Source organism: Pandoraea commovens, assembly GCF_024704525.1.
In the GTDB taxonomy this organism is placed as follows: domain Bacteria; phylum Pseudomonadota; class Gammaproteobacteria; order Burkholderiales; family Burkholderiaceae; genus Pandoraea; species Pandoraea commovens.
In genome coordinates this window covers 3,073,597-3,099,684 of the sequence record NZ_CP102780.1, presented here as the reverse complement: position 1 = coordinate 3,099,684, position 26,088 = coordinate 3,073,597, and the positions used below count along the sequence as shown (strand labels likewise).

At 63.0% G+C, this 26,088-nt stretch carries 15 protein-coding genes and 1 pseudogene; 9 read left to right on the top strand and 7 right to left on the bottom strand.

What is annotated here, in order from left to right; genetic code table 11:
- Window positions 1–14 precede the first annotated feature (14 nt).
- Window positions 15–1,262 carry an NADH:flavin oxidoreductase/NADH oxidase family protein gene (locus NTU39_RS14210; protein WP_257960087.1) on the bottom strand — a complete coding sequence of 416 codons (1,248 nt, stop codon included), beginning with the start codon at window positions 1,260–1,262 and terminating at the stop codon, window positions 15–17.
- A gap of 92 nt (window positions 1,263–1,354) precedes the next feature.
- Here NTU39_RS14210 and NTU39_RS14205 point away from each other — a divergent pair, with 92 nt between their 5' ends.
- A complete protein-coding gene (locus tag NTU39_RS14205; RefSeq protein ID WP_257957893.1) occupies window positions 1,355–1,810 on the top strand; it encodes a MerR family transcriptional regulator in 456 nt (151 codons plus the stop codon).
- A 22-nt stretch (window positions 1,811–1,832) separates the two neighbouring features.
- Here the strand turns inward: NTU39_RS14205 and NTU39_RS14200 are convergent, their stop codons facing one another.
- From NTU39_RS14200 to NTU39_RS14190, 3 genes are read right to left on the bottom strand one after another with little or no spacing between them, the layout of a single operon-like run.
- Window positions 1,833–2,657, bottom strand: a complete 825-nt coding sequence (locus NTU39_RS14200) for an HpcH/HpaI aldolase/citrate lyase family protein (protein WP_150662712.1) — start codon at window positions 2,655–2,657, stop codon at window positions 1,833–1,835.
- A 3-nt stretch (window positions 2,658–2,660) separates the two neighbouring features.
- Window positions 2,661–3,848 carry a CaiB/BaiF CoA transferase family protein gene (locus NTU39_RS14195; RefSeq protein WP_150662711.1) on the bottom strand — a complete coding sequence of 396 codons (1,188 nt, stop codon included), beginning with the start codon at window positions 3,846–3,848 and terminating at the stop codon, window positions 2,661–2,663.
- 50 nt (window positions 3,849–3,898) lie between these two features.
- Window positions 3,899–5,296: a 2-hydroxycarboxylate transporter family protein gene (locus tag NTU39_RS14190; RefSeq protein WP_246184389.1), complete on the bottom strand. Its 1,398-nt coding sequence runs from the start codon at window positions 5,294–5,296 to the stop codon at window positions 3,899–3,901.
- A gap of 248 nt (window positions 5,297–5,544) precedes the next feature.
- Here NTU39_RS14190 and NTU39_RS14185 point away from each other — a divergent pair, with 248 nt between their 5' ends.
- The gene (locus NTU39_RS14185; protein WP_257957892.1) at window positions 5,545–6,522 is read left to right on the top strand and encodes a LysR substrate-binding domain-containing protein; all 978 of its coding nucleotides are present in this window, start codon (window positions 5,545–5,547) and stop codon (window positions 6,520–6,522) included.
- Window positions 6,523–6,553: 31 nt separating this feature from the next.
- Here NTU39_RS14185 and NTU39_RS14180 read toward each other — a convergent pair whose 3' ends face one another.
- Window positions 6,554–6,985 (bottom strand): carboxymuconolactone decarboxylase family protein, encoded by a 432-nt coding sequence (locus NTU39_RS14180; RefSeq protein ID WP_150662709.1) that lies wholly within the window; start codon window positions 6,983–6,985, stop codon window positions 6,554–6,556.
- A gap of 148 nt (window positions 6,986–7,133) precedes the next feature.
- On the opposite strand from NTU39_RS14180, the gene pdxR reads away from it, so the two are divergent.
- Window positions 7,134–8,579: a MocR-like pyridoxine biosynthesis transcription factor PdxR gene (gene pdxR / locus NTU39_RS14175; RefSeq protein ID WP_150662708.1), complete on the top strand. Its 1,446-nt coding sequence runs from the start codon at window positions 7,134–7,136 to the stop codon at window positions 8,577–8,579.
- A 192-nt stretch (window positions 8,580–8,771) separates the two neighbouring features.
- Entirely contained in the window at window positions 8,772–9,713 is a 942-nt protein-coding gene (gene epsC, locus NTU39_RS14170) for a serine O-acetyltransferase EpsC (RefSeq protein ID WP_150662707.1), read from the top strand.
- A gap of 18 nt (window positions 9,714–9,731) precedes the next feature.
- On the opposite strand, the gene NTU39_RS14165 is transcribed toward epsC, so the two are convergent.
- Complete coding sequence (locus tag NTU39_RS14165) at window positions 9,732–10,754, bottom strand: MerR family transcriptional regulator (protein ID WP_257957891.1); 1,023 nt, start codon at window positions 10,752–10,754, stop codon at window positions 9,732–9,734.
- Window positions 10,755–10,972: 218 nt separating this feature from the next.
- Here NTU39_RS14165 and NTU39_RS14160 point away from each other — a divergent pair, with 218 nt between their 5' ends.
- Entirely contained in the window at window positions 10,973–13,648 is a 2,676-nt protein-coding gene (locus NTU39_RS14160; RefSeq protein WP_150662705.1) for a penicillin acylase family protein, read from the top strand.
- A gap of 14 nt (window positions 13,649–13,662) precedes the next feature.
- Here the strand turns inward: NTU39_RS14160 and chrA are convergent, their stop codons facing one another.
- Complete coding sequence (chrA, locus tag NTU39_RS14155) at window positions 13,663–14,937, bottom strand: chromate efflux transporter (RefSeq protein ID WP_373275405.1); 1,275 nt, start codon at window positions 14,935–14,937, stop codon at window positions 13,663–13,665.
- A gap of 368 nt (window positions 14,938–15,305) precedes the next feature.
- Here chrA and NTU39_RS14150 point away from each other — a divergent pair, with 368 nt between their 5' ends.
- The 4 genes and pseudogenes from NTU39_RS14150 (at window position 15,306) to narH (ending at window position 26,087) form a co-directional block, all read left to right on the top strand.
- On the top strand, window positions 15,306–18,476 hold the full coding sequence (locus NTU39_RS14150) for a deaminase domain-containing protein (RefSeq protein WP_257957889.1): 3,171 nt from the start codon (window positions 15,306–15,308) through the stop codon (window positions 18,474–18,476).
- Window positions 18,477–18,572: 96 nt separating this feature from the next.
- Window positions 18,573–20,312, top strand: coding sequence for an ABC transporter ATP-binding protein (locus tag NTU39_RS14145; RefSeq protein WP_150662703.1), 1,740 nt, complete (start codon window positions 18,573–18,575; stop codon window positions 20,310–20,312).
- Window positions 20,313–20,802: 490 nt separating this feature from the next.
- Window positions 20,803–24,564, top strand: a pseudogene (locus NTU39_RS14140) (nitrate reductase subunit alpha).
- Window positions 24,561–26,087 carry a nitrate reductase subunit beta gene (gene narH / locus NTU39_RS14135; protein ID WP_257957887.1) on the top strand — a complete coding sequence of 509 codons (1,527 nt, stop codon included), beginning with the start codon at window positions 24,561–24,563 and terminating at the stop codon, window positions 26,085–26,087. Before NTU39_RS14140 ends, narH begins: the two are co-directional and overlap by 4 nt.
- Window position 26,088 lies beyond the last annotated feature (1 nt).

Below are 26,088 nucleotides of genomic sequence, written 5' to 3'. Positions count from 1 at the left end.
CACTCAGCCGACAATCAGCGCGCCAAGTTACGTGTCGTGTCCCGCGCCATCCAACGGCGATATCGGCGCGTCTGACATGCCGCCCCAAGTTGCTGGGCAATCAGCGCTCGCATCGGTGAGACGGTCGGGTTCGTCGCCCGGCCGGTACTCAGGCGCATGAGCTGAAACTTGACGACGGCCATGTTCGCCATCGACCCCAGCATCTTGTTCTTCCAGCGAATCGGATTGAGTTGCGGCTCCGACGTCTGACCCAGACGCCAGCGATTCGGCAATTCGGGATCGATGGAGAGTGCCGTCGCCATGCCCACCATCGCGACACCGCTCGCGATCACCTGGTCTGCGACCGTCCGACGGCGAATGCCGCCCGTCACCATCAGCGGCATCGTCGCCACGCCAATCATTTCACGCGCGAACTCCAAAAAATAGGCCTCGCGTGCCAACGTCCGTCCGTCGCGCGACTCGCCCTGCATCGCCGGGGCTTCATAGCTGCCGCCGGAGAGCTCCACAAGGTCCACGCCAAGAGAGCCGAGCATCTGAATGACGCGACGCGCGTCGTCCGGACCGAACCCGCCACGTTGAAAATCGGCCGAATTCAGTTTGACGGCGACGGCGAAGTCGGTCGCGACAGCCGCACGTACGGACCGCACGATGTCGAGCAGCAAGCGTGCGCGATGCTCGAGACTCCCGCCCCAGCGATCCTGACGCTTGTTCGTCAGCGGTGAAAGGAACTGACTGAGCAGATACCCATGCGCCGCGTGAATCTCTACGCCGCTAAAACCGCCGCGCTCGGCGAGCAGCGCGCTTTGGGTGAAACGTGCAATGACGTCCGCAATGTCCGTCTCCGTCAATTCTCTGGGCATCGCGAAGCGCTTCGAGAAACTGCCGAGTTCAAGGGCCACCGCAGACGGTGCGACAGTGGCCTGACCCAGCGCGGACTGCATTTGGCGACCCGGGTGATTGAGCTGCATCCAGATCTGCGCGCCATGCTGCCGCGCCGCCTGAGCCCATTGCTGGAAGCGTTCGAGGTGCGCGTCGTCCTCCAGCACCACGCCGCCCGGACCGGTCATCGCCCGCGCGTCGATCATGACGTTGCCAGTAATGATCAGGCCAGCGCCCCCTCGACCCCATGCGTCGTACAGGCGCAGCAGCTCGTCAGACGGCGCGTGATCGGCATCCGCCATGTTTTCTTCCATCGCGGCCTTGGCGATGCGGTTGGGGATCGACGTGCCATTCGGCAGGGCAAGCGGAGCAAAGAGGGACATGGTTGACATGACCGTACCTCGAATCTTCAGTTGACGATGGCACGACCATAACCTTAAAGTTCACTTCAAGGTCAAGTGCTTGGAGCGTGAAAATGAAAATCGGAGAGTTGGCGCAGGTGAGTGGCGTGGCGGCGTCGCGAATCCGCTTTTACGAAGCGCAGGGCTTGCTGCCCAATGCGCTGCGACAGACCAATGGCTACCGCGAGTACGACGAAGACGCGCTGACGCGTCTCGATTTGATTCGGCGCGCACAAAACGCAGGGTTTTCGTTGGACGAAATCCGCGCTATTTTGCCGCCGGATCTCAACGACTGGCCACACGACAAATTGCTCGAAGTGCTGCGCCGCAAGGTGGACGAGATTGAGGCGCTGGAGCGTAATCTGGCGCTATCGAAGCACAATCTGAAGGCCTTGATCGATGCCATCGAGCATCGCGAGGAAGGGGAAGACTGCCGGGCCGCGTCGCAACGTGTGCTGACGTCGGTGCGTCGTGCCGACGACAGCCCCGAGCCTGCGTCCCGGCGCGCCCCGATTAAAAAGCGCACCTGACGCGGGTGACATCGCGGCATAGTCAGCGACTGGCAAGAATCTCGTGTGCCTTCGCGATGACAGGCGCGTCGATCATCTTGCCATCCAGTGCGACGGCGGCCCCTGCGCTGGCATTGGCGGTGGCGACAACGCGTTCGGCCCACGCGATTTCATCGTCCCGCCACGCGAATGCGGCGTGAACCGCCGCCACCTGACGCGGGTGGATGCACAGCTTCCCCCGGAACCCGAGCGCACGGGCACGGCGGGCGGCGGCTTCGATCAGTGCCGGATCGTCGAGCACCGTAGTCACGCCATCGACCGGCGCAGCGATGCCCGCGATACGTGAGGCCAGCGTGAGCTGCGAGCGGAAGTACAGCAGTTCGTCGGCGTCGCCTTCGATGCCGATGTCCAACTGGAAGTCGATGGTGCCGAACATCAACCGGTCGACGCGTGGCGCAGTGGCGATCTCTCCCAGCACGGCAAATGCCTGCGCCGTCTCGATCAGCGGTACGAGTCGCAGCGATGGTGCTGCACCTTGCGCAACGCGGGCGAGGGTGATGGCATCTTCCGTCTTCGGTACGACGAGACCGCTCAGCTGCGACAGGCCAGCGAGTGCATCGACATCCTCGTCAAACCAGGGTGTCGATGCAGCATTGATGCGCACATAGACCGGGACCGACGTTGCGGGACTTTGCTCAGCTAGCCATTGCACAACCTGTTCCCGGGCAGTCAGTTTGTCGGCGGGCGGCACGGCGTCTTCCAGATCGAGAATGACGGCGTCAGCGCCCGAAGCACATGCCTTGTCAAAACGCTCCGGACGGTTGCCCGGCACGAAAAGCCAGCTACGAATGACGGGATGTTTTTGCATCGCTCACACCGCCTGCGCTGCGTGCAGCGCTTCGATCTGCGCCGACGTGCGGCCAAGCTCGGTGAGGATCGCGTCGGTGTGCTGCCCCAACGCGGGGATCGGATCCATGCGCGGCGTGAATGCTGCGCTGGCCGACGGCATGCCCGGCGGAATCGGTGCCTTGATCGTGCCGTTGGGCGTTGCGACGTCTGCCCAGCGCTCACGCGCGGCGAGCTGGGCGTGCTGCCACACGTCGTGCATCTCGTTGAGGTTGGCGTTGGCGATACCCACGGCATCGAGTCGGCTCACCAGTTGCGGTGCCGAGAGTCGCATGAAGACCTCGCGGATGATGGCACGCAGGGCATCGCGATTCTCAAGACGCTTAGGGTTGGAGGCAAAGCGTCCGTCTTCGGCGAGCGTCGGCTGTTCGAGCACCTTGTCGCAGAAAATCTTCCACTCGCGCTCGTTCTGCAAGCCCAGCATGACGGTCTTCCCGTCACCCGTTTCGAACGGGCCGTACGGGAAGATCGTTGCGTGCGCCGCACCCGCACGGGGCGGGGGCGTCTGATCGTCGACGGCGTAATACAGCGGAAAGCCCATCCATTCGACCATGCATTCGAGCATCGAGATGTCGATGCGCGAGCCTTTGCCGGTCTTGCCGCGCTGGATCAGCGCGGAGAGGATGTTCGTGTAGGCGTACATGCCTGCCGCAATGTCGGCAATCGAGCAGCCAGCCTTGGCTGAGGCGTCGGGCGAACCCGTCACCGACAGAAAGCCCGATTCGCTTTGGATGAGCAGGTCGTAAGCCTTCTTGTCGCGATAGGGGCCGTCCGGACCGTAACCCGAAATGCCGCAAACGATGATGCGCGGATAGCGCGCCGACAGCGCTTCGTAGCTCAGGCCAAGGCGGTCGGCCGCGCCGGGGGCGAGATTTTGCACGAGGACGTCGGCGTCGGCGAGCAGGTCGTGAAGGACCGACTGAGCAGCGTCCTGTTTCAGGTCGAGCGTCAGACTTTCCTTCGAGCGGTTCGTCCACACGAAGTGCGACGACATGCCGTTCACGCGCCCGTCGTAAGCGCGGGCGAAGTCGCCTGCGCCGGGACGCTCGATCTTGATGACGCGCGCGCCGAGATCGGCCAGTTGACGGGTGCAGAACGGTGCCGCAATGGCGTGTTCGAGCGCAATGACCTTGATGCCGTCCAAGGGCCTCATGACAGAAATCTCCGAGAAAACCAGTTGAGTTGAGCGAGGCGGTGGCCGGGTCAGACGATCTTCGCGAGCACGATAAGGCTCAGCGTGATCGTGATGGCACCGCCGATGCGTGTGGCGATTTGTGCAAAAGGCATGAGTCGCATGCGGTTCGCTGCGGTGAGGATGGCGACGTCACCCGTGCCGCCCATACCGCTGTGCGTGCCGACGACGATGGCCGCATCGATGGGATGCATGTTCATGCGACGCGCCACGACGAAGGCGGTGGCCATCAGCGTGAGGACCGTTGCGACGATGGTCACGAGCGTCGGCACGTTGAACGAGGCGACGACTTTCTGCCACGGCGTGATCACGACACCGATGGCGAACAGCAGCGGGTACGTGACCGCCGTCGCGAAGAATTTGTAGACGACGCCGGCACCGGCTTCGAGTTTCGGCGAGAAGATGAAACCGATCTTCGCGGCGACGGCCAGCACCAGCATCATCACCGGGCCGGGCAAGCCGAGCGTGTTTTGCGCGAGCATGCCGACGAAGTACAGGCACACGGCGATCATGCCAGCCGCAGCGATGTCCGTCGCATCGACCGCCTTCGCAGGCTCGGCGTGAACGTCGTGCGCGCCGATGTCGTCGCTTCCCGTTCGCATGAGCTGCCCGTTACCGGTCAACGAGGGGTAACGTTTGCCGAGCGCGTTGAGCACACCTGAGAACACGATGGCGCAAACGTTGCCGAGCATGACGGCGGGCAGTGCCTGCGCGAGGAGGTCGCCCGCGCCCTGATGCATGACTTCCGAGTAGCCGATGGTCAGTGGAATAACGCCTTCGCCCAGGCCACCGGACATGACCGGGATCACGACGAAGAACACGGTGTGGAACAAACCCATGCCGAGCATTGTGCCGACGGCTGTGCCGACAATGCCCGCGAGCACCGAGCCGATGGCGAGCGGGACGAAGATGCGCACAAAACCACCGATCAGCACCTTGCGGTCCATGCTCAGAATGCTGCCGACGATAATCCCGGGAATGAACAGGTACAGGAAGTTGCTTTGCTTCCAGAACGCCACGATGGGTGTGACGACAGACGGGGGCAGCACGTTCGCGAATACCAGCCACGAGGGCAGGAACGTCACGAGAATCACCGGGCCGCCGATGCTGCGAAAGATGGGGATTCGCTGACCGACTTCCATGCAGGTAAAGCTGCACACGGCCAGCAGCGCGATGATCGGCGAGAGTTCGGCGGAGAGCTTGCCGGTGGTGAGGACCGTCGTCGCGATAGCGGCGATGAGCACCAGATGGACGGGCAACGGGACGATGCCCACGCGCATGTCCATGATTCGCCACCACAAGTCGCGCAGTGGATGGTGCTGTGCTGCCTGAGAAGTTGCCTGACCGCTTTGATTGCTTTGGCCGCCCTGACCGCGTTGTGCGGCAGTGGCCGAGAGTCCGTCTCGCATCCTGCTGTCTCCGTCCATTTGGAATTGGTTTGTTGACCGGACTATAGGCGCGTAGCCAGCGTCGAAGGAAATACCGATTTTGGATGCGGGTATAGGGTGAGGCTATGGCTTGTGCTTCTCGTTGAGCGGGAATGACGTGGCGATGCCTTTCAATGTCACGAAAACCTGAGTTTCACGATGCGTTGTATAGCAGTACGCTATGGCTTTTCATTGCTTCCAACCGACCCGTCTCGGAGGCCGATGCCGTTATGGACGTGAGACAACTCAGGAATTTCGTGGCTATCGTCGATAGCGGCAGCTTGTCGAAGGCGGCGGAGCGGTTACATATCGCGCAGCCATCGCTGAGCGCGCAATTGCGTGGGCTGGAGGACGAATTGCAAACGCAACTGCTGGTACGCAGTGCGCAGGGCGTGACGCCGACCGAAGCGGGCAAGGCGTTGTATCGCCATGCACGCGTGGTGTTACGCCAAATGGAGCAGATACGTCAGGAAGTGAGAGAGGGCGGCGGCAGCGAGGCGGGGCCAGTGGCGGTGGGGTTTCCGACGACGATTGCATCGATTCTCGCCGTGCCGTTGTTTGCGCGCGTGAGGGAACAGTATCCGGGGATTCGATTGCAGATATTCGAGAGCATGAGCGGGTACATCGGCGAGTTGCTGGCCAACGGACGGCTCGACCTCGCGATGCTCTTTCGCGACTCCGAAACGCGGGGCATCTCGGTGATGCCGTTGTTCGACGAGGAGCTGTATGTGCTGGGCGGACACCGGGTGTGTCCATCGATCTATGAGGATGCCGAGGACAACGCGCACGGGACTTGCGCACTGGGGAAGCTGGGCAACGTCCCGATTGTGGCACCGAGCGCGTCGAACGGCTTGCGGCTGCTGATCGAGCGGAGTTTTGCGCAGGCAAACGCGGAGTTGAACATCGTCGCGGATATTGACTCGCTGCCGACGCTCATCGACATTGCCCGCTCGGGCGACGCGTGCTCGATCCTGCCGGTGTCGGCATTGGCGTCGCGCGACCCGGCCTTGCGCCCGCCCTCGCGTCGCATCGTCGCACCGCACCTGCAACGCCCGGCCAGCGTGTGCTGGTCCAACTCACTCCCGGTCGGCTCGGCGACGGTCGCCGTGCGTCAGTGCATCGCAGACCTCATCCGCGAGTTGCAGGCGGATGGACATTGGACGGGGATTACGTTGCGTGCGGTCGACAAAGACGCCGTGATCGTGTGATGCGACGATCACGGCCTTCCGTCCGAGCGACTTACTGACGCATCCCGATCGCCAGACGGTTGAACGCGCTCATCAAAGCGATGGCGAAGGTCAGGTCGGCGATTTCCGCGTCGGTGAAGTGTTCGCGCAGCGGGTTGAAGTCTTCGTCCGGGGCGTTGGTGCGATCGATGGCGCCGACAGAGTCGGCCCAGGCGAGGGCGGCACGCTCACGGTCGTTGAACTGCGAACTCACGCGCCAGCCGCCGACACTGTCGATCTTGGCGTCGGCCATGCCACCGGCGCGCAGCGCCTTGCTGTGCATCTCCAGACAAAAGGCGCATCCATTGATCTGCGACACGCGCAAATAAACCAGCTCGATCAGCGGTTTGCCGAGGCTGCTTTTCTCCAGCGCCTTTTTCGTCGCGACGAACCCTTGATAGGCGTCGTTCGACAGCGTGAAATAGGACAGGCGAAGCGTACTCATCGAAATTCTCCAGAAATGAACTGAGCAAGGGGCATTGGTTAAGCTTGATGCGAACTGCAGGCGGGGCTTGTCGCAACGTCACCAATTTACGAGAATCATGGCCTAGTGATCAGATGCAAGAATTGACGAAATCAATGGGACATCGCGAATGGATTTTCCGCTTTTAAGCCCGCACCTGAAACCCGGACCGGGTGACGACGCGCCGCTCTACCTCCAGCTCTATCGGCGCTTTCGCGACGCCATCGCCTCCGGAAAACTCCGGGCGGGAGACCGCGTGCCGTCCGTGCGTAGTCTTGCCAGCGAACTCAATCTCGCACGCGGCACCGTAGAGCTGGCCTATCAGATGCTCACCAGCGAAGGCTATTTCACGCCGCGCGGCGCAGCCGGAACGTTTGTGTCGCCACGTCTGGAGCATCTCAGCGAGACTGCCGCGCCGGTCACCGCCGCAGTGACGTCGATCCCCCCGCCACGGGATGCACTCGCGGCCGTCGGTGCGCCGCGTCCGTTTCAACTGGGCCTTCCTGCTCTGGATGCGTTCCCCCGCAAGACCTGGGTGCGTCTGGCCGGACGGAGTCTGCGCGTCATGGACCTTGCGTCGATGGCTTATCCGGACCCTGCCGGGTACGCGCCGCTGCGCCATGCCATTGCCACCTATCTCGGTATCTCTCGCGGCATCGTATGCTCCGCGCAGCAGGTCTTTGTGACGGCGGGCTATCGTGCTGCCCTCGATCTCGTGTGCCGGACATTGATCGAGCCCGGCGCGCAAGGATGGTTCGAAGATCCCGGATACCCCTACGCTCGACATTTCCTGACGAGCGTCGGCATGCGCCTTGCATCGATCCCGGTGGACGAGGAGGGGCTTAACGTCGACGAGGGCGTGCGCCTTGCACCGAAAGCCCGCTTCGCCGTCGTGACCCCGACGCATCAAAGTCCCACCGGGGCGACGATGTCCTTGCCCCGGCGGTTCGCACTGCTCGAATGGGCGAATCAACAGCAGTCGTGGATCGTGGAAGACGACTATGACAGCGAGTTTCGCTATCACGGACGTCCGTTACCCGCGCTCAAGAGTCTCGATCACGACGGGCGGGTACTGTACACGGGCACGTTCAGTAAAGTGCTGTTCCCCGGACTTCGTCTTGCGTACCTCGTGGTGCCCGACGCCCATATCGAGCGCTTTACGCAGGCCGCGAATCAACTGGGCGGACCGGGAGCGGTCCACGTGCAGACGACGGTGGCGGACTTCATGGAGCAGGGACATTTCGCACGGCACTTGCGCAAAATGCGTGCGTTGTACGCCGAACGGCGCGGCTATCTCGTCGATGCGCTGGCCGACGTGTTTGGTGAAGACCTGTACGTGCAACCACAGGCTGGCGGCATCCAAACGCTGGCGTATCTGCGTCATGCGTTCGCCGAACAGAATGACGAAACCATCGCACTTGCCGCCCACGCGCAAGGGCTGGCGGTGCATGGGCTGCGCCACTGGTACGGCAACGCGCCCTCGCGATCGGCCTTGCTCCTGGGCTTCACCAACATCCCGGATAGGGCGACGGCACAGGCGCTGAGCCTGCGTTTGCGCGCATCGATAGCGGGCTGAACGAGACCGGATCGCGCAGTTCGTCAGCGCCCATAGGGGTTTCGGTGCGCGGCGCCCGATAAGACCACGTCAGGACAGGTGCTTTCGAAACCCGCTATGCTTCGTTGACTGGCGCACGCGCGTCCCAAAAAAGACCATGTCGGTGGCGACTCAGGCTCGCCCCGCATCCCATGCTTCTCAGGAGTCCCCCTCGTGGCAGCGTTCGACATCGACGATATCGTTTCTTCATTGCATTCGGCCCGCCTGCGCTGGCGCGACGGGCAGCGACGCCTGCTCGAACCCGGTGGCCGCGATCTGCCTTCGCGCGAACGTCTCGCAGACATCGTCGTGCAACTCAAGGGGGCGCTGTTCCCCATGCGTCTCGGCCCGCTGGACTTGCACCAGCAAGGCGAGAACTATTACGTCGGTCACACGCTGACGAGCGCACTGAACGGTCTGGCCGAGCAAGCGCGCCTCGAATGGCGCTACAAGGCGCGTCACGACGCCGCCATCACGGCTACGCTCATCGAAGAGCGTGCGCATTCCGCCATTCAGCAATTCGCAGGCAAGCTGCCTGAGATTCGCGAATTGCTCGATCAGGATGTGCTCGCCGCGTACCAGGGCGATCCGGCGGCGGGTAGCGTCGACGAAGTGCTGATCTGCTATCCGGGCATCCACGCGATGATTCATCACCGCATTGCCCACGAGCTGTACCGGCTCGAACTGCCGCTGCTCGCCCGCATCATCGCCGAGCAGGCGCACTCTGAAACCGGGATCGATATCCACCCCGGCGCGCGTATCGGTGCAGGCTTCTTCATCGATCACGGGACCGGCGTCGTCATTGGCGAGACGGCCATTCTTGGCCAGCGTGTGCGCGTGTATCAGGCGGTCACGCTGGGAGCCAAACGTTTTCCGGCCGACGACGATGGCAACCCGCGCAAGGGCCTTGCGCGTCACCCGATCGTCGAGGACAACGTCGTCATCTATGCCGGTGCGACGATTCTGGGCCGCGTCACCATCGGCGAAGGCTCCGTCATTGGCGGCAATGTGTGGCTCACGCAAGACGTGCCGCCGTTCAGCAACATCACGCAGGCACGCTCCCGCACCGAAGCTGGCTCGCCGCCGGTCTCCGGCTGCGATAACGATCGTTCCTGATGTGAGCGACGCGCGTCGTCAGAGCCGTGTCGGCGGCGCAGCGATGCGCGCGCGCACCTCGGGCGACGCAAGGCACGTCGCCACCGCTTCGAAGCCCGGCGCGCCCGCATACGGCGCGACGCGCACCGGCGGGCTGTGATTCGCCGGACAAAGGACGATGGCTTCACCGCTGCCGACAGCGCTCAGGTCGAGAATCGACGACGAGCGCGTCATCATGAAGAGCGGATGTGCACGTGTTCGCGCCCGCAAGCGAAGATAGCGAATCAGCGCCTCCTGCGTCGGCTGCGCCAGATCCTGTTCGATCATGTCGACAACAAGCGCACCTGCATGATCAGCTTCCAACGCCGTCAGCAAAGTCGTCAGGGCAGCGGAGGCTTCGGCCCCGTCATCCTTTAGCCAGATGAGCGCCCGATCGACACGTTGTTGCAGCGCATCGTCGTTCGAAGCCGATGGAGAAGCTGCCGAGCGCGGCGCGTCCAATCGGTCCAGTCCAAGAAACGCTCCGTTCGGCAAGGCTTGCGCCAGACGCATCGCCAGTCGTGTCTTCCCGCTACCCAGCGAGCCGATGATGTAGTTCAACGGACGAATGTCGCGCATTTCGAACCACTCGCCGCCCCAAGGCCAGGGGAGTTCGAAGGCGACACTCGGTGCCGCTTGTTCGACAAGACTTGGTAGTTCGCCGTGAGCGGGCATTCTGCCGCTGGCGAGCCCGGCGCGAAGGCTTCGCACCGTCTCCAGTCGACCCAGTCGCTCCCGGATCTCGACATCGAGCGCGTGTTCGTGCACTTCAAGCGCTGTCGACAACGTTTGCACATTGCCCTTCAAGACACCCGCGACCTGCGCGAGGCTCAAGCCCAGTGCCCGCAGTGCGACAACTTCGGACGCGCGCGCCATCTCTGCACTGCCATAAGTGCGATAACCGGCCGAGGATCGTTTCGGCGACAGCAGACCGTGCTGCTCGTACAGTCGAAGCGCCTTGTTCGAGACGCCAAGCCGCCGCGCTGCCTCGGAGGCATTCAGGCGCATCACAGAATCCTTCATCGTTCACCTCTTGGTGTTTGTCGGGGTGACGCCATCGTCAAGCCGTCCCCAAGGGGCAGGTCAAGTCTTTGCGATCTGTCGGGACGATTCACGACCGCTCCATACGCTACGCAAGCCACAGATAACTGTCGAGTTATCTTGGGAATAATTAACCGACCGGTCGGTTTTTGTCATGTTAGGCTTCAATGCGCTTTCTCAAAAAAACTACGGAGACATTGATGACTTTGATTTTCCGCTCGCCTGTTTCAGTGAATGCAACATCCACTGGCATTCGACGTCAAGCTGCGCGTCCCGGCCGTAGTCGGGTTTCGCTGGTGTCTGCAAGCGTCTCGGCGGCGCTGCTGAGTCTGGCGCTGGTCGCGCCGAGCGTTGTGACTGCCGCGCCGGGCGCACCGACGGCCACCGCCGTCGACAAAGTGCCGGGACGTACCGACGTCACCATCAAGCGCGACGAATTCGGTGTGCCGCACATCTACGCGTCGACGACATACGCGCTGTTCTACGGCTACGGCTATGCCATTGCGCAGGACCGTCTGTTCCAGATGGAGATGGCGCGACGCAGCACGCAGGGCACGGTGGCGGAAGTGCTGGGCGAGAAGTTCGTGGACTTCGACAAGTCGATTCGCGGCAATTACTGGCCCGCGTCGATCCGTCGCCAACTGGCCGATCTGCCGCAACGCGAGCGGGATATTCTCGACGGCTATGCCGCTGGCATGAACGCATGGATCGCGCAGATCCGCGCGCAGCCAGGCCAGCGCATGCCCAAGCAATTCAACGACTTCGGTTTCCAGCCGACGAACTGGGACGCGTTCGACGTCGCAATGGTCTTCGTCGGCACGATGGCGAATCGCTTCTCAGATGCGACGAGCGAGATCGACAACCTGGCGCTGCTCACCGCACTCAAGGACAAGTACGGCGCGCAGAAGGGCATGGCGCTGTTCAACGAGCTGAAGTGGATCGTCAATCCGGATGCGCCGTCGACGGTCCCCGCGTCGGAAGGCACCTATCCGGTGAAGGTCGGCCCGGCTACCGGCGCGCCCATGCAACCGCTCGCACGCTACGACGGGCCGGCACCGATGTTCGCGCGACTGGCACGTGGTAACGACGGCGCGCTCCTGCATCAGGACACCGAGACCAATGCCGCGACGATGCTCGCGCAATTTGCCGAGTCGGGGCAGCCGGGTCTCGCCGGTTTCCCCACGACGAGCAATATGTGGATCGTCGGCAAGGGCAAAGCCCGCGACGCCCGCGCAATCATGCTCAACGGCCCGCAGTTCGGCTGGTTTGCACCGGCCTACACCTACGGCATCGGTCTGCATGGCGCGGGCTTCGACCTCGTCGGCAATACGCCGTTTGGCTACCCCTGCATTCTGTTCGGTCATAACGGCAAGGTGTCCTGGGGCTCGACGGCTGGCTTCGGCGACGACATCGATATCTATGCCGAGAAGCTCGACCCGGCCAATCCGAACCGCTACTTCCACAACGGTCAGTGGCACGACATGGAAAAGCGCGTCGAGATCATCAAGGTGAAGGGCGGAGAGCCGGTCGTGCAGGAGGTGTACCGCACCGTGCACGGCATCGTCATGCAACGCGACGCAAAGCAGCCGATCGCCTACGCCAAGGCGCGTGCGTGGGATGGCCTCGAAGTGCAGTCGCTGCTTGCATGGACGCATCAGGCGCAGGCGCAGGACTGGAAGTCGTGGACGGCGCAGGCCGCACGTCACGCGCTGACCATCAACTGGTACTACGCCGACGTGTCCGGCAATATCGGCTACGTCCACACGGGGGCATATCCGGCACGTCAACCCGGCCACGATCCGCGTTTGCCGGTGCCCGGCACGGGCGAGTGGGACTGGAAGGGACTGCTGCCGTTTTCCACCAATCCGAAGGTCTACAACCCGAAGCAGGGGTGGATCGCCAATTGGAACAATTCGCCACAGAAGGGTTACCCGGCGAGCGATCTGTTCGCGTTCCTGTGGGGCGGCGCTGACCGCGTGGTCGAGATCGACAAACGCATCGAAGCGCACGACAAACTCGGTGTCGACGAGATGTGGCAGATCCTCAAGGATACGAGCGCGGTGGATGTCAATCGTCGTCACTTCCTGCCGTTCATCGAACGCGCGACGGCGAACCTCCCGGCCAGCGACGCACGCCGTCAACTCGCTATCCAACTGACCGCATGGAATGGGCTGAGTCGCGATGAGAAGCACACGGGCCATTACGACACGGCAGGTCCGGCTGTCATGGACGCCTGGCTGAGCGCCATGCTCAAGCGTACGCTGGGTCAGGTCGTGCCCGCACCGTACGACAAATGGTTCCTCGCGAGCGGTTACGCCGCCCCGCAGGACGGCCCGACGGGTTCGCTCAATATCGGCAACGGCAGTAAGGTGCTGTACGAGGCGTTGCGCGGTGACAAGGCTGGCGTGCCGCAGACGTTCGACATCTTCGACGGCAAGCGTCAGGACGACGTCATTCTGGCGGCGCTGGACGACACCATCGCGTCCCTCAAGACGAAACTTGGCCCCGACATGGCGGCATGGCGTGCGCCCACGGTGCCGCTGACGTTCCGAGCGAACAACTTCTTCGGCGTGCCGCAGGCCAATGCGGCGGAAGCGGTGCGTACGCCCGTCTACATGAACCGGGGCACGGAGAACGACCTGATCGTGTTCGGGCCGAAGGGTAGCGCTGCAAAGGTCGAGGCGTTCGACATCGTCGCGCCGGGGCAGAGCGGTTTCATCGCGCCGGACGGCACCCGCTCGCCGCACTACGCGGATCAGGTAGAGATGTACACGTCGTTCGGCCGTAAGCCGCTGTGGCACGACACGGCGGACGTGAACCGGGCAGCGAAGTCGGTGGAGCGACTGCGTATCGAGCGCACGTCGGACGGTCAGTAAGTCGCACCAAGGCGTCAGACAAGCCCCGTCGCACCGGCGATCACGCACAACGCGACGACCGCCAGCGGCGGGGTTTTCCATCGGATCAGCAGCACGAAGGCAACGACGGCGAGCACGACGTCGGCAGCGCTGTGAACGGCGCTGGTCCACACCGGCGAATACAACGCCGATGCCAGAATCCCCACGACCGCAGCATTAACCCCCGCGAGCATGGCCGCTGTCGACGGCCGTGTCCGAAGCGTCTGCCAATGCGGGAGCGCCGCGATCACCAGCAGAAGTCCCGGCAAGAAGATGCCGAGCGTGGCGAGTGTCGCGCCCAGCCATGCGTGAGACGGTGCGCCCGACATCCACCCGAGATAAGACGCGAACGTGAACAGCGGGCCGGGCACGGCCTGCGCCGCGCCGTAGCCTGCAAGAAAGTCGTTCGCGGACACCCATCCTGTCGTGACTGTCTGCGCCTGAAGCAGCGGTAACACGACATGGCCGCCACCGAAGACCAGCGCGCCCGAGCGGTAGAAGCCATCGAAGATGGCGATGGCGCGTCCGCTCGTCCACTGATGCAAGAGGGGCAGGCCAGCCAGCAATGCGACAAAGAGCGCGAGAGACAACACACTCGCCGTGTGCGAAATGTGGAATCGCAGTGTCGGTATGGCCGGAGACGCCGGGGTGGCGTTCGATGTGCGGAGCAGCAAATAGCCGAGCGCTGCGCCGAAAGCGATCACGATGAGCTGCGCAAAGACCGTCGTCGTCAAGGCAAGGATGGCAATCGCCGCCAGCGCAATACCCGCCCGCCGTACGTCGGCGCATAGCCGACGCGCCATGTCCCAGACGGCTTGCGCTACGACGGCGACTGCCACCAGCTTCAGCCCGTGCACGACGCCATCGCCGACCGTGCCGCCGAGATGTGGCGCGAGTATGGCGAACAAGAGCAGCACGCACACCGACGGCAACGTGAAACCGCACCACGCAGCAAGACCGCCCAGCCATCCTGCGCGCAGCAGCCCGATGGAAAAGCCGACCTGACTGCTCGCCGGGCCGGGCAGGAACTGACACAGGCCGACCAGATCGACAAAGCTTGCGTCGTCAAGCCACTGGCGTCGCGTGACGAATTCGCGGCGAAAGTAGCCGATGTGCGCGATGGGACCGCCGAAGCTGGTCAGCCCCAGCACGAGGAACGCGCGTAGCACGTCGAGTGCGGCGCGCGGACCCGCAGCGGTGGCGGAGGACGGTGTGAGGTTGGACGAAGACCGGTCGGGCACGGCGCGTTCAAGAGAGGGTGTCGATGTCATGACGGTAGCACGTCCGGATGTCACGCCGTTGCGCGGCGATGCGTCCCGCCACGCGCTGCGCGTCGTCATGAGTTTCCCAATCTCGCGACGAGATTGGGGCAATCGGCTATTCCGGCACAGTTGCCGGTTCGTTTCAGCAATCGTGTGGCGTGTCGGCGCGATAGCGTTGGCTCCCGTGCCGCCTGCGGCGATCTGCCATGCCTTCGCATGGCGGCCGCTGGCGGCCCGACACTCAGGAGAGACGCTTCATGACTCGTATGCATCCATCGATGCCACACCATGCCCATCGTCCAACCGCTCACGTGCGCGATGCGCCACCGCGCAGGCGCTGCCATGCCCTTGCGGACGACTGGCGCGCGGGGTGCGCATTGCCCCGCAGACAGGTGCGCAACAGCGCACGGGTACAACGCGGCAACGTCGAGTCGTCGCGTGCGACGCGTGCTGACGCGTGCAATCAGGCGGCCGCTGCCGCGTTCGCGGTGACGCTGCTGGCGGTCGCGAGTGTCGCAAGCGTCGCCAATCTGGCTGCGGCGGGCGTGCCGAGAGGGCCTTTCACCGGTTTGCGGGCGATGGGGAGGAGCCGGGCGGCGTCGCCCGTCGTCAGCACCGAACCCCCAGCGACGTTGGCGCACTCTCAGGCCATCACCGGCATTCACACGCTGCTCAAGTTGCGTCCGGCTCGTGAGGATAACGGCGGTGTCGCACCTCAATGCCTGCCGTCGCGGAGCGCATTGGCGATTGGCATGTCGCCGCCCGCAGCCGACAGCGACGCGGCGCTTCGCATGGGGCTGTCCGCCTATCGGGAGGACTTGCAGCGGGTGGTCGTCGCCATGATCCGCGACGCCGTGGCCAACGCCGATCACGACACGCGCGAAGCGTTCGCGAACGCCGAGGTGCTGCGTCCCCGGTACATGACGCTACGTGTAAGCCACAAGGGAACGAAGGGCTGGCCACCGCCCAGCATTTACTTCGCATCGTCCGGCATCACGCTCAATTTGCGCGACGAACAGGGCCGCTGGCGACCGTTCGCGCTCACGCTCGCCGAGCAGGCGTCTGCACTCGTCGTGCCGCTCTCGGCTTGTCGGGTGCGGAGCCCGTCCGACGTGGACTGTATCAAGCGGACACTGGGTCCGTTGTTCTGGGGGGACCGATGGGCCTCGATTGCTGAGAAGATCGATGACACCGACACGATACGGTTCGTATCGATGCGGGCCGGTGCAACGGTGTCGCCGGGATGGCCGTCGCCCGACACCCCGGTGCTTGAATCGCCCGACATGGAGGAGGTCGCCGAAATCCTGCTGGAGACGGTGATTCGCGGTGAACCGTCGAATGAAAGGCTCGGGTCACGTTCCCGGCGAAGTGCGATGGACGACGCTGGCGGCGCACGGGCGTTGGCAACACGTTTGAGTGCGTCCGGGCTCGAGTGCCTCGCCGCCGTAGTCGGAACCGGCGGGTTCCACGACGATGCCATCACATTGCTGCGGCACCTCTGGCCTGCAAGTCCCGTCAAGGTTGCCGATGTCGTCGCTTCGCCGCCGCTCCCCGCGCTGGCGACGTTCCCGCACGAGTCGTTCAGTGGCCCGCTCGGACGCGGCGTGCAGTGGGTCTTGCCCGCAAACGTCTATGTCGAGTATCGGCCTGACCTCACGCAGAACGGCGTGAAGGTCTTCGATGTCGACGGGACGCTATATGGCACAACCGTCGCCCGCACGCGCAAGCACGCTTCCGACCTGCGTCCGTTAGACCAAATGCGCAACGAACTCGGACCGCTCGCGTTATGCCGCATTTCGCGCGGCGTCGGTATCGATGTCGATGGCATGTGTCTGGAGTGCCATACCGAACGGGACGGTGAGGTATCTGTCACCGAGCAGGGCGCAACAGTCACGCAGCACCAGGTGCTTGAGGCATCGCCGCTGGCGCGTCTGCGGGTCGCGGTGTATTCGCAGCCGTTCGAAGCCGGGGACGGACGACGGCAGTTCTTCGCTTTTGGACGTCTGGGCGAATTCGACGCGCAGGGCGTCCCACAGGTGACGTCGAATTCCCCACTGGTGGCGGGTGACGTCTACGCAAGAGCGCTGGAGGGCGAACTCGGCTACTTCGAGCAGGCGACGACTGCCGGACCGGTGGGCGGACGCCGCGTTCGTCTCACGCTCGGGAACATGCATGTCGCGGCGCCCTTCGGCACGTATCGCGACCGTCACGAGGTATTGCACGGCGTGGTGCAGTTGTCCCGTGAGGTCTATTACCGCTTCACGTTGCCCGGCGCGAATGTGGGAGAGGCGGGCGGTGCGCCGGGGCGAGTGCGTTTGCAGTATCGCCACGTCGGGCATCGAGATATCCGCGAATACTGGATCGCACAGCATCACCGTGCGGCGGCTGAGAGCGCGAGCGTTCTGCCAACGATCTCGTACGGTGAGACGCGCACGCTGTTGCAACTGTATCTGCGCATGTGGGAGCAGGCGCCTTCACCGTCCGACGTGTGGCAGGGGCTGGAGGATGTTCCGCTGTCGGTCGCCGAAGCCCGCGAAGCTGTGGGGCAGCTCACGCATGCCATCGAGTGGCATGTAGCTTCAGCGCGAGGCGCTGATAGCGGGGAGGGCGCGGGCGGCGATGAACTCGATGGTTCCCGCGCGCGCTCATCTCCCGATGTCGATCCGGCATTGCTTCCGATGTTCAACCGTCTCTGGTCGCATTGGCAGCGCTATCCCGGTCAGGCGGACGCGTTCATCGGAGCCATGGCACGCAACTTCATATCGCGTCCGTCGCCACTGGCCGTATGGTCGCAACTGCCCTTCACCGGCGACGTGCAAACGACCCGTGATGTGCTCGCGCTGTTCGAGGAGGTCTTTCCCGGCATGCCGGACCTTCAATCGTTGGTGTCAGGCGAGGCCCGAGCCGCGCGCGACGTCGACGATGATATGCGCCTCGTGTCGCTGAACGCCAACATCGCACTTGCGGAAGTCACGCTCGCGGACGGCACACGGACGATCTACTACTGCCTCTCGGGGCTCCAGCGGCGTGTACTACCGACGAACTCCCCCACGGTGAGATTCGTCGACGCCGGGCGCGCCTATCTCGAACGGGAGAACAATGTCATCACGCAGCAAGGCGAGGGTCCACGCGCTCGCGCGCAGGCGTATCCCACTGAGCCACCCGAATTGCGCTTTGTCGTCGCCGACGCCAATCTGCCGACATACCACGCCGCGTCCGGCACTGCGAAGTCCCGTACGCTCGATACCGAGCGCCTGATTCTGGCGCAGATCTACGCGGATCATCCGGCTGGCGAAAACGTCGTTCGCTCGATCGTGCTGTGTTCGCGTCTGCCGTTCTGCGACTCCTGCGCGGTCAATCTGGCGATGGTGCCGTATCACTATCCGGATGCGGCATTGCGCTTCTACTACGTCGCAGGGTCTTCCGCCCGCACGCCGCCGGAGGCCGTGCCAGTGCCCATCGCCGTTACGGCGACGGCGATGCCACCGGACGCTGTGGGCAGCGCAGGTGCTCACGCGCCCGACAGTCACGTGCATTCGACCCTGTAAGCGGGACTTCCACAGATTTTTCCCCTATATTGACCGGTCGCGCCTGCACCGCACGGCGATATCTCAGCTATTTCCAAATTTAGGAGCGAAGAACGCATGACGGCGCCAGAGGCTTCCCCGCGCAAACCTGCCATCGGACTCGGCAGTGCCGCTCGTGACCTGTATCGCGCGCTGTGGCGACATGCGCAGGGCGTACGCATGCATCTGCTGGGCGCAGCGGGGTTGCTCTCAGTGGCACAGTTGCTCCGGCTGACCATGCCGTGGCTCGCCGCGCAGGCCATCAATGCGCTTCAACAGGGCGATATGACGGTCGCGGGACGCTGGATCGTCTACCTCGTCGGCATTTATCTCCTGTCATGGTTACTGCACGGACCGGGGCGAATTCTTGAGCGTAACGTCGGCGTTCGGGTGCGCTTGCGTCTGGCCGATCAGTTGTATGCACGCATTGCGGCCGCGCCGCTGGCATGGCGAGACGGTCGACATTCGGGCGAGTTGCAGCATCGCGTCGTGCAGTCCAGCCGCGCACTGTCGGACTTCGCGCAGAACCAGTTCGGTTATCTGCAAAGCGTATTCAACTTCGTCGGCCCGCTGGTCGCACTGGCGCTGTTGTCGCGCACCAGCGGTGCGATTGCCGTGACCGGGTATGTCGTCATCGCCATCATCATCCTTCGATTCGACCGCGTACTGATGCAGCTCGCGCGTGCGGAGAACGATGCCGAGCGGCGCTATGCAGCGGCATTGCTCGATTTCGTCGGTAACGCGGGCACGGTGATCGGTCTGCGCTTGCAGGCGGCATCGCGCAAGCTGCTCGGACACCGGATGGACGCTGTGATGGTGCCGCTACGCCGCACGGTGACGGTCAACGAAGGCAAGTGGTTTGCCGTCGACATTCTGGGCATGGGGCTGACCTGGATTCTCGTCGTGGTCTACGTGTTGCAGTCGCGCGAACCGGGACAGGCCGTGATGCTCGGCACGGTATTCATGATCTACCAGTACGCGCAACAGGCGGCGACGGTGGTCGGTGCGATGGCGTCTAACTTTCAGAGCTTCGCGCGGATGCACACGGACTACGGCAGCGCCGAGCCGATATGGGACGCCCCGAGCGATCCGGATGCCGTCGTCCCGGCGGTCATCGCGGACGCGCCGTGGCAAACGCTGACGCTACGCAACGTCTCGTGGAACTATTCCGACGATGCGCGCGGCGGGTTGCGTGGCGTCGATCTCACGCTTCGACGCGGATCGCGCGTAGCGCTCATCGGCCCGAGTGGCGGTGGAAAAAGCACCTTGCTGCGAACGCTTGCCGGTCTTTACCTTCCCCAACATGGCGAACTGCTACGCGATGGCGACGTCGCCGATTGGTCGGACCTGCGCACATTGGCGACGCTGATTCCCCAGGAAGCCGAAGTGTTCGAGGCGAGCGTCGAAGAGAACCTGACGTTCGGTGAACCCGCCGATGCACAGGCGCTCCACACTGCCGTGCATGCAGGCGTGTTCGACGACGTGCTGCAACATCTCCCGGACGGCCTGTCGAGTACGCTCAACGAGCGCGGTAGCAATCTCTCCGGTGGGCAGCGCCAACGGCTTGCGCTGTCGCGCGGTGCGTTGGCGGCGCGGGGGAGCTCGCTGTTGCTGCTGGACGAGCCGACGAGCGCACTCGACCCATTGGCCGAAGGGCGCGTGTTCGACCGCATGTACGACGCGTTTCCGACGGCGTGCATTGTGGCGTCCGTGCACCGGCCGAGTTTGCTTAGCCGTTTCGACACCGTCGTGGTCATGGAAAGCGGTCGTGTCGTAGACGCGGGACCGAGAGACGAAGTGCTCGCCCGGCGCACGTGATCGTTTCGTTGTGCAATGCGACTATCAGACCCTGATAGTGCCTCGGGCGCGGCTGCGACGCGGGTGGAAATTCAACGCGACGATCATCGCTTTTCATGGTTCCGGAGATTCGCTGTGTCGCCGAAAGATATGACCTGCTAGATATAGCGGCCCGCGTTAAAAGCTGTAGAGCGTGGACAAGGTAACAATTCGATCCATCTTCGATCACCACTAAACGGCTGGCGCAAACCTACCGGAAATCCGGTTTCGCCGTTGCTGCATGGCGAAAAAAATCGCGTCCCGTTGAGCCAGCGCAAGACTTCAGTTCGACGTGCTTTACATGACGTCCGCAACGAGGCAATAATCGCCCCGTAACTGAAGACCCGACTGCGCAGTCGTTACCATAATGCCGGCGGGACCGCCCCCCAGAACACTCGGAATCGCGTGGCGTTCCTGCTTTCGCTCGCCTGTCGGTGCAGGTCTCTGCACCGGCTCAAGCAAGGGAAACGCCATGAGTCACTTCGTTGACCGTCTTCGTTTCTTTACGTCGTCCCGGCCGCAGTTCTCCGACGGGCACGGTGCGACGACAGACGAAGACCGCCGCTGGGAAGACGCTTACCGCCAACGCTGGCAATTCGACAAGATCGTGCGCTCCACGCACGGCGTGAATTGCACCGGATCCTGCTCCTGGAAGGTCTATGTCAAAGGTGGCATCGTCACCTGGGAAACACAGCAGACCGATTATCCTCGCACCCGTCCCGACATGCCGAACCACGAGCCACGCGGCTGCTCGCGCGGGGCCTCGTACTCGTGGTATCTCTACAGCGCCAACCGCCTGAAGTATCCGCTCGTGCGCAGCGCGCTCGTCTCCCGATGGCGCGAGGCGCGCAAGACGTTGCCACCGGTCGAGGCGTGGGCGTCCATCGTCGGCGACGAGACCTCGCGTCGCGCGTATCAGTCGCGTCGCGGACTCGGCGGCTTCGTGCGCGCCTCATGGGATGAGGTCAACGAAATCATCGCGGCGGCCAACGTGTACACGGTCAAGCGTTATGGTCCGGACCGTGTGACCGGTTTCTCGCCGATTCCCGCAATGTCGATGGTGTCGTACGCGGCCGGCGCGCGCTACCTGTCGCTGATCGGCGGGGTGTGTCTGAGCTTCTACGACTGGTATTGCGATCTGCCGCCGGCATCGCCACAAACGTGGGGCGAACAGACGGACGTGCCCGAATCCGCCGACTGGTACAACTCGACGTTCATCGTAATGTGGGGCTCGAACGTGCCGCAAACGCGCACGCCGGACGCGCATTTCATGACCGAGGTGCGATACAAGGGCACGAAGATCGTGTCGATCTTCCCCGATTACGCGGAAGGCGCAAAGTTTGGCGATCTGTGGTTGCATCCGAAGCAGGGGACCGACGCAGCGTTGGCGCTCGCGATGGGCCATGTGATCCTCAATGAGTTCCATCTCGCAGGCAAGAGCGATTACTTCATCGACTATTGCCGTCGCCTCACAGACATGCCGTGTCTTGTCCGTCTGGTGAAACAGGGCGATGGATATGTGCCGGAGCGTCAACTGCGTGCGGCAGATTTCGACGGCGCGCTGGGTCAGCCGCACAACGCCGACTGGAAGACCGTCGTCATTGACGAGCTGAGCGGTGACTTCGTCGCCCCGGTCGGTTCGATCGGCTATCGCTGGTCGCAGGCTGACGAAGCGAACAAGGGCAAGTGGAATCTACGCGAGGAAGGACCCGAGGGTCAGCCGATCAAGGCGCGACTCAGTCTGGTCGAAGGGCACGACGAGGTTGTCGCGGTGCAGTTTCCGTACTTCGGCAATCAGCCGCATGCGCATTTCACCTGCACGTCGCATGCGTCGATTCAGCGCCGTAACGTCGGTGTTCGACGAATTCAGACGACCGAAGGCGAAGTACTTGTCGCCACCGTCTACGATCTGTTCGTCGCCAACTATGGCCTCGATCAGGGTCTCGGCGGAGAACACATCGCACACACCTACGACGACGATGTGCCGTACACGCCTGCATGGCAGGAGAAGATCACCGGAGTGAAGCGTGAGGACGTGATTTCGGTGGCGCGTCAGTTCGCCGAGAACGCGCACAAGACGCAAGGCAAGTCGATGGTCATCATCGGCGCTGGGATCAACCACTGGTTCCACATGGATATGTCGTATCGCGCCATCATCAATATGTTGGTGATGTGCGGATGTATCGGCAAGTCCGGTGGCGGCTGGTCGCATTACGTCGGTCAGGAGAAGCTGCGACCGCAAACAGGCTGGACGCCGCTCGCCTTTGGTCTGGACTGGCACCGTCCGCCGCGTCAGATGAATGCGACGTCGTATTTTTACGCGCATACCGATCAGTGGCGATACGACAACAGCGACCCGTCCGGCCTGCTGTCGCCGCTGGCTGACAAGACGCCGTTCCACGGCCGTCCCATCGACTACAACGTACGAGCGGAGCGCATGGGATGGCTGCCGACGGCCCCCCAGTTACAAACCAATCCGCTGGAGGTCGGACGCTCCCTGCCCGATCCCGCCAGGGCAGGTGAGTTTGTCGCGAACGCCCTGAAAGACGGCACGCTGCGCATGTCGTGTACCGACCCCGATCATCCGGACAATTTCCCTCGCAACCTGTTCGTCTGGCGGTCGAACTTGCTGGGGTCGTCCGGCAAGGGGCATGAGTATTTCCTGAAACATTTGCTCGGCACGACCAACGGCGTGCAGGGCGAAGACATCGGCAAGCGTCATGGGGCGCGTCCGGAGGAAGTCAAATGGCGCGATGAAGCGCCCAAGGGCAAGCTCGATCTGCTCGTGACGCTGGACTTCCGTATGTCGACCACGTGTATGTATTCCGACATCGTGCTGCCGACGGCCACATGGTACGAGAAGGACGATCTGAACACGTCCGACATGCATCCATTCATCCACCCGCTGTCAGCTGCCGTTGACCCCGCGTGGCAAGCGCGCAGCGACTGGGACATTTTCAAGGGCCTCGCAAAGCGCTTCTCGGAACTCTGCGACGGTCATCTCGGCGACGAGACGGACGTGGTGCTCGCCCCTATTGCTCACGACGCACCCGGCGAACTCGCGCAGCCGTACGAGGTAAAGGATTGGGGCGCGGGGCAGTGCGATCCTGTGCCGGGCAAGACTGCGCAGGGCGTGGTCGTCGTCAAGCGAGACTATCCGAACACGTATCGCAAGTTCACGTCGCTCGGCCCGCTGATGGACAAGCTGGGCAACGGTGGCAAGGGCATCCAGTGGGAGACGCACGAGGAAATCGACCTGCTCGGCAAGCTGAATTACAAAGTGACGGACGAGGGGGTGTCGCACGGCCGCCCGCGCATCGATTCTGCACTCGATGCGGCCGAAGTCATCTTGTCGCTGGCACCGGAAACCAATGGCGAAGTTGCCGTACGCGCATGGCAGGCGTTGTCCAGGGTCACCGGTCTCTCGCATCAGCATCTGGCCTAAACCCGCGCCGATGAAAAGATTCGCTTTCGCGACATTCAGGCGCAGCCGCGCAAGATCATCTCGTCGCCTACGTGGAGCGGGATAGAGTCGGAGCACGTGTCGTATAACGCGGGCTACGTCAACGTCCATGAACTCGTGCCCTGGCGCACCCTGAGCGGACGTCAGCAGCTCTATCAGGACCATCCGTGGATGCGGGCGTTCGGCGAGTCGCTGTGTGTGTACAAGCCGCCCATCGACACGGGCAGCTATGCCCATATGCTCGGTCAGCGCACCAACGGCAATCCGGAAAAGGTGCTCAACTTCCTCACGCCGCACCAGAAGTGGGGTATTCACAGCACCTATACCGATAACTTGCTGATGCTGACGATGTCGCGCGGCGGCCCGATCGTATGGATGTCGGAAGACGATGCGCGCTCGCTCGATATTGTGGACAACGACTGGATCGAGTGCTTCAACGCGAACGGTGCGCTGTGCGCGCGTGCGGTGGTCAGTCAGCGCATTCCGAGCGGCGCGGTGATGATGTATCACGCGCAGGAGAAGATCGTGAACACGCCGGGCTCTGAAATTACCGGCACGCGTGGCGGCATCCACAACTCGGTCACACGCATCAGCGTCAAGCCCACGCACATGATCGGTGGTTACGTGCAGCTTTCGTATGGCTTCAACTACTACGGCACCGTCGGCTCGAATCGCGACGAGTTTCTGGTGGTGCGCAAGATGAATCGAATCGACTGGCTCGACGATACCGCCGACCAGGTTCTCGTGCCCCCGACCGGAGAACGCCAATGAAAGTGCGCGCTCAGATTGCAATGGTGCTCAATCTGGACAAGTGCATCGGCTGCCATACCTGCTCGATCACTTGCAAAAACGTATGGACGAGCCGCGAAGGCATGGAGTACGCGTGGTTCAACAACGTCGAGACCAAACCGGGCATCGGTTACCCGAAGGACTGGGAGAACCAGAAGCGCTGGCGCGGCGGTTGGACGCGCAAACCCAACGGCAAACTCGAACCCTTGCAAGGGGGCAAGCTGAAGCTGCTTGCGAGCATTTTTGCGAACCCCCATCTCCCGGAGATCGACGACTATTACGAGCCGTTTACGTACGACTACGGTCATTTGCAAACGGCCTCGGATGCGAAGGCCATGCCGGTGGCGCGCCCGCGCTCGCTGGTCACTGGCGAGCGCATGGAGAAGATCGAGTGGGGGCCGAACTGGGAAGAGATTCTCGGCGGCGAATTCGCCAAGCGCTCGCAGGACTACAACTTCGAAGCGGTGCAGAAGGATATCTACGGACAGTTTGAAAACACGTTCATGATGTACCTCCCGCGCCTTTGCGAACATTGCCTGAATCCGGCGTGCGTGGCGTCGTGTCCGTCGGGTTCGATCTACAAGCGCGAGGAAGACGGCATCGTGCTGGTCGATCAGGACAAGTGCCGCGGCTGGCGCATGTGTGTCTCGGGGTGTCCGTACAAGAAGATCTATTACAACTGGCATAGCGGCAAGGCGGAGAAGTGCATCTTCTGTTATCCGCGCATTGAAGTCGGCCAGCCGACCGTGTGTTCCGAGACGTGCGTCGGACGCATCCGTTATCTCGGCGTCTTGCTTTACGACGCCGACCGCATTAGCGAAGCGGCCAGCGTGGCCGATGAAAAAGACCTGTACGAAGCCCAGTTGTCAGTGTTCCTCGATCCGAACGATCCTGCCGTCATTGCGCAGGCAAAGCTCGACGGCGTACCTGATGCGTGGATCGAAGGCGCGAAGGCGTCGCCCGTCTACAAGATGGCGATCGACTGGCGCATTGCCTTCCCGTTGCATCCGGAGTACCGCACGTTGCCGATGGTGTGGTACGTGCCGCCGCTCTCCCCGATTAACGCGGCAGCCAATAGCGGCGATCTCGGTATGAATGGCGCGCTGCCCGACGTGGCGTCTTTGCGCATTCCGCTGCGCTACCTCGCGAATCTACTGACGGCCGGCGACGAAGCGCCGGTGAAGCTCGCACTCGAACGGTTGCTGGCGATGCGGGCGTTCATGCGTGCGCGGCATGTGGACGGCGTGCAGGCGGATGACGTCTTGCAGCAAGCCGGGCTGACAGTGGCGCAGATCGAGTCGATGTATCGCTATCTGGCGATTGCCAACTACGAGGATCGTTTCGTCATTCCGACGGCGCACCGTGAGTATGCGGAGAACGCCTTCGAGCTACATGCCGAATGCGGCTTCTCGTTTGGCAATGGTTGCTCGACCGGCAACGACACCGGCAATCTGTTCAATCCGGTCAAGAAGAACAAGCGGACCATTCCGATTCAGGAGATTTGAG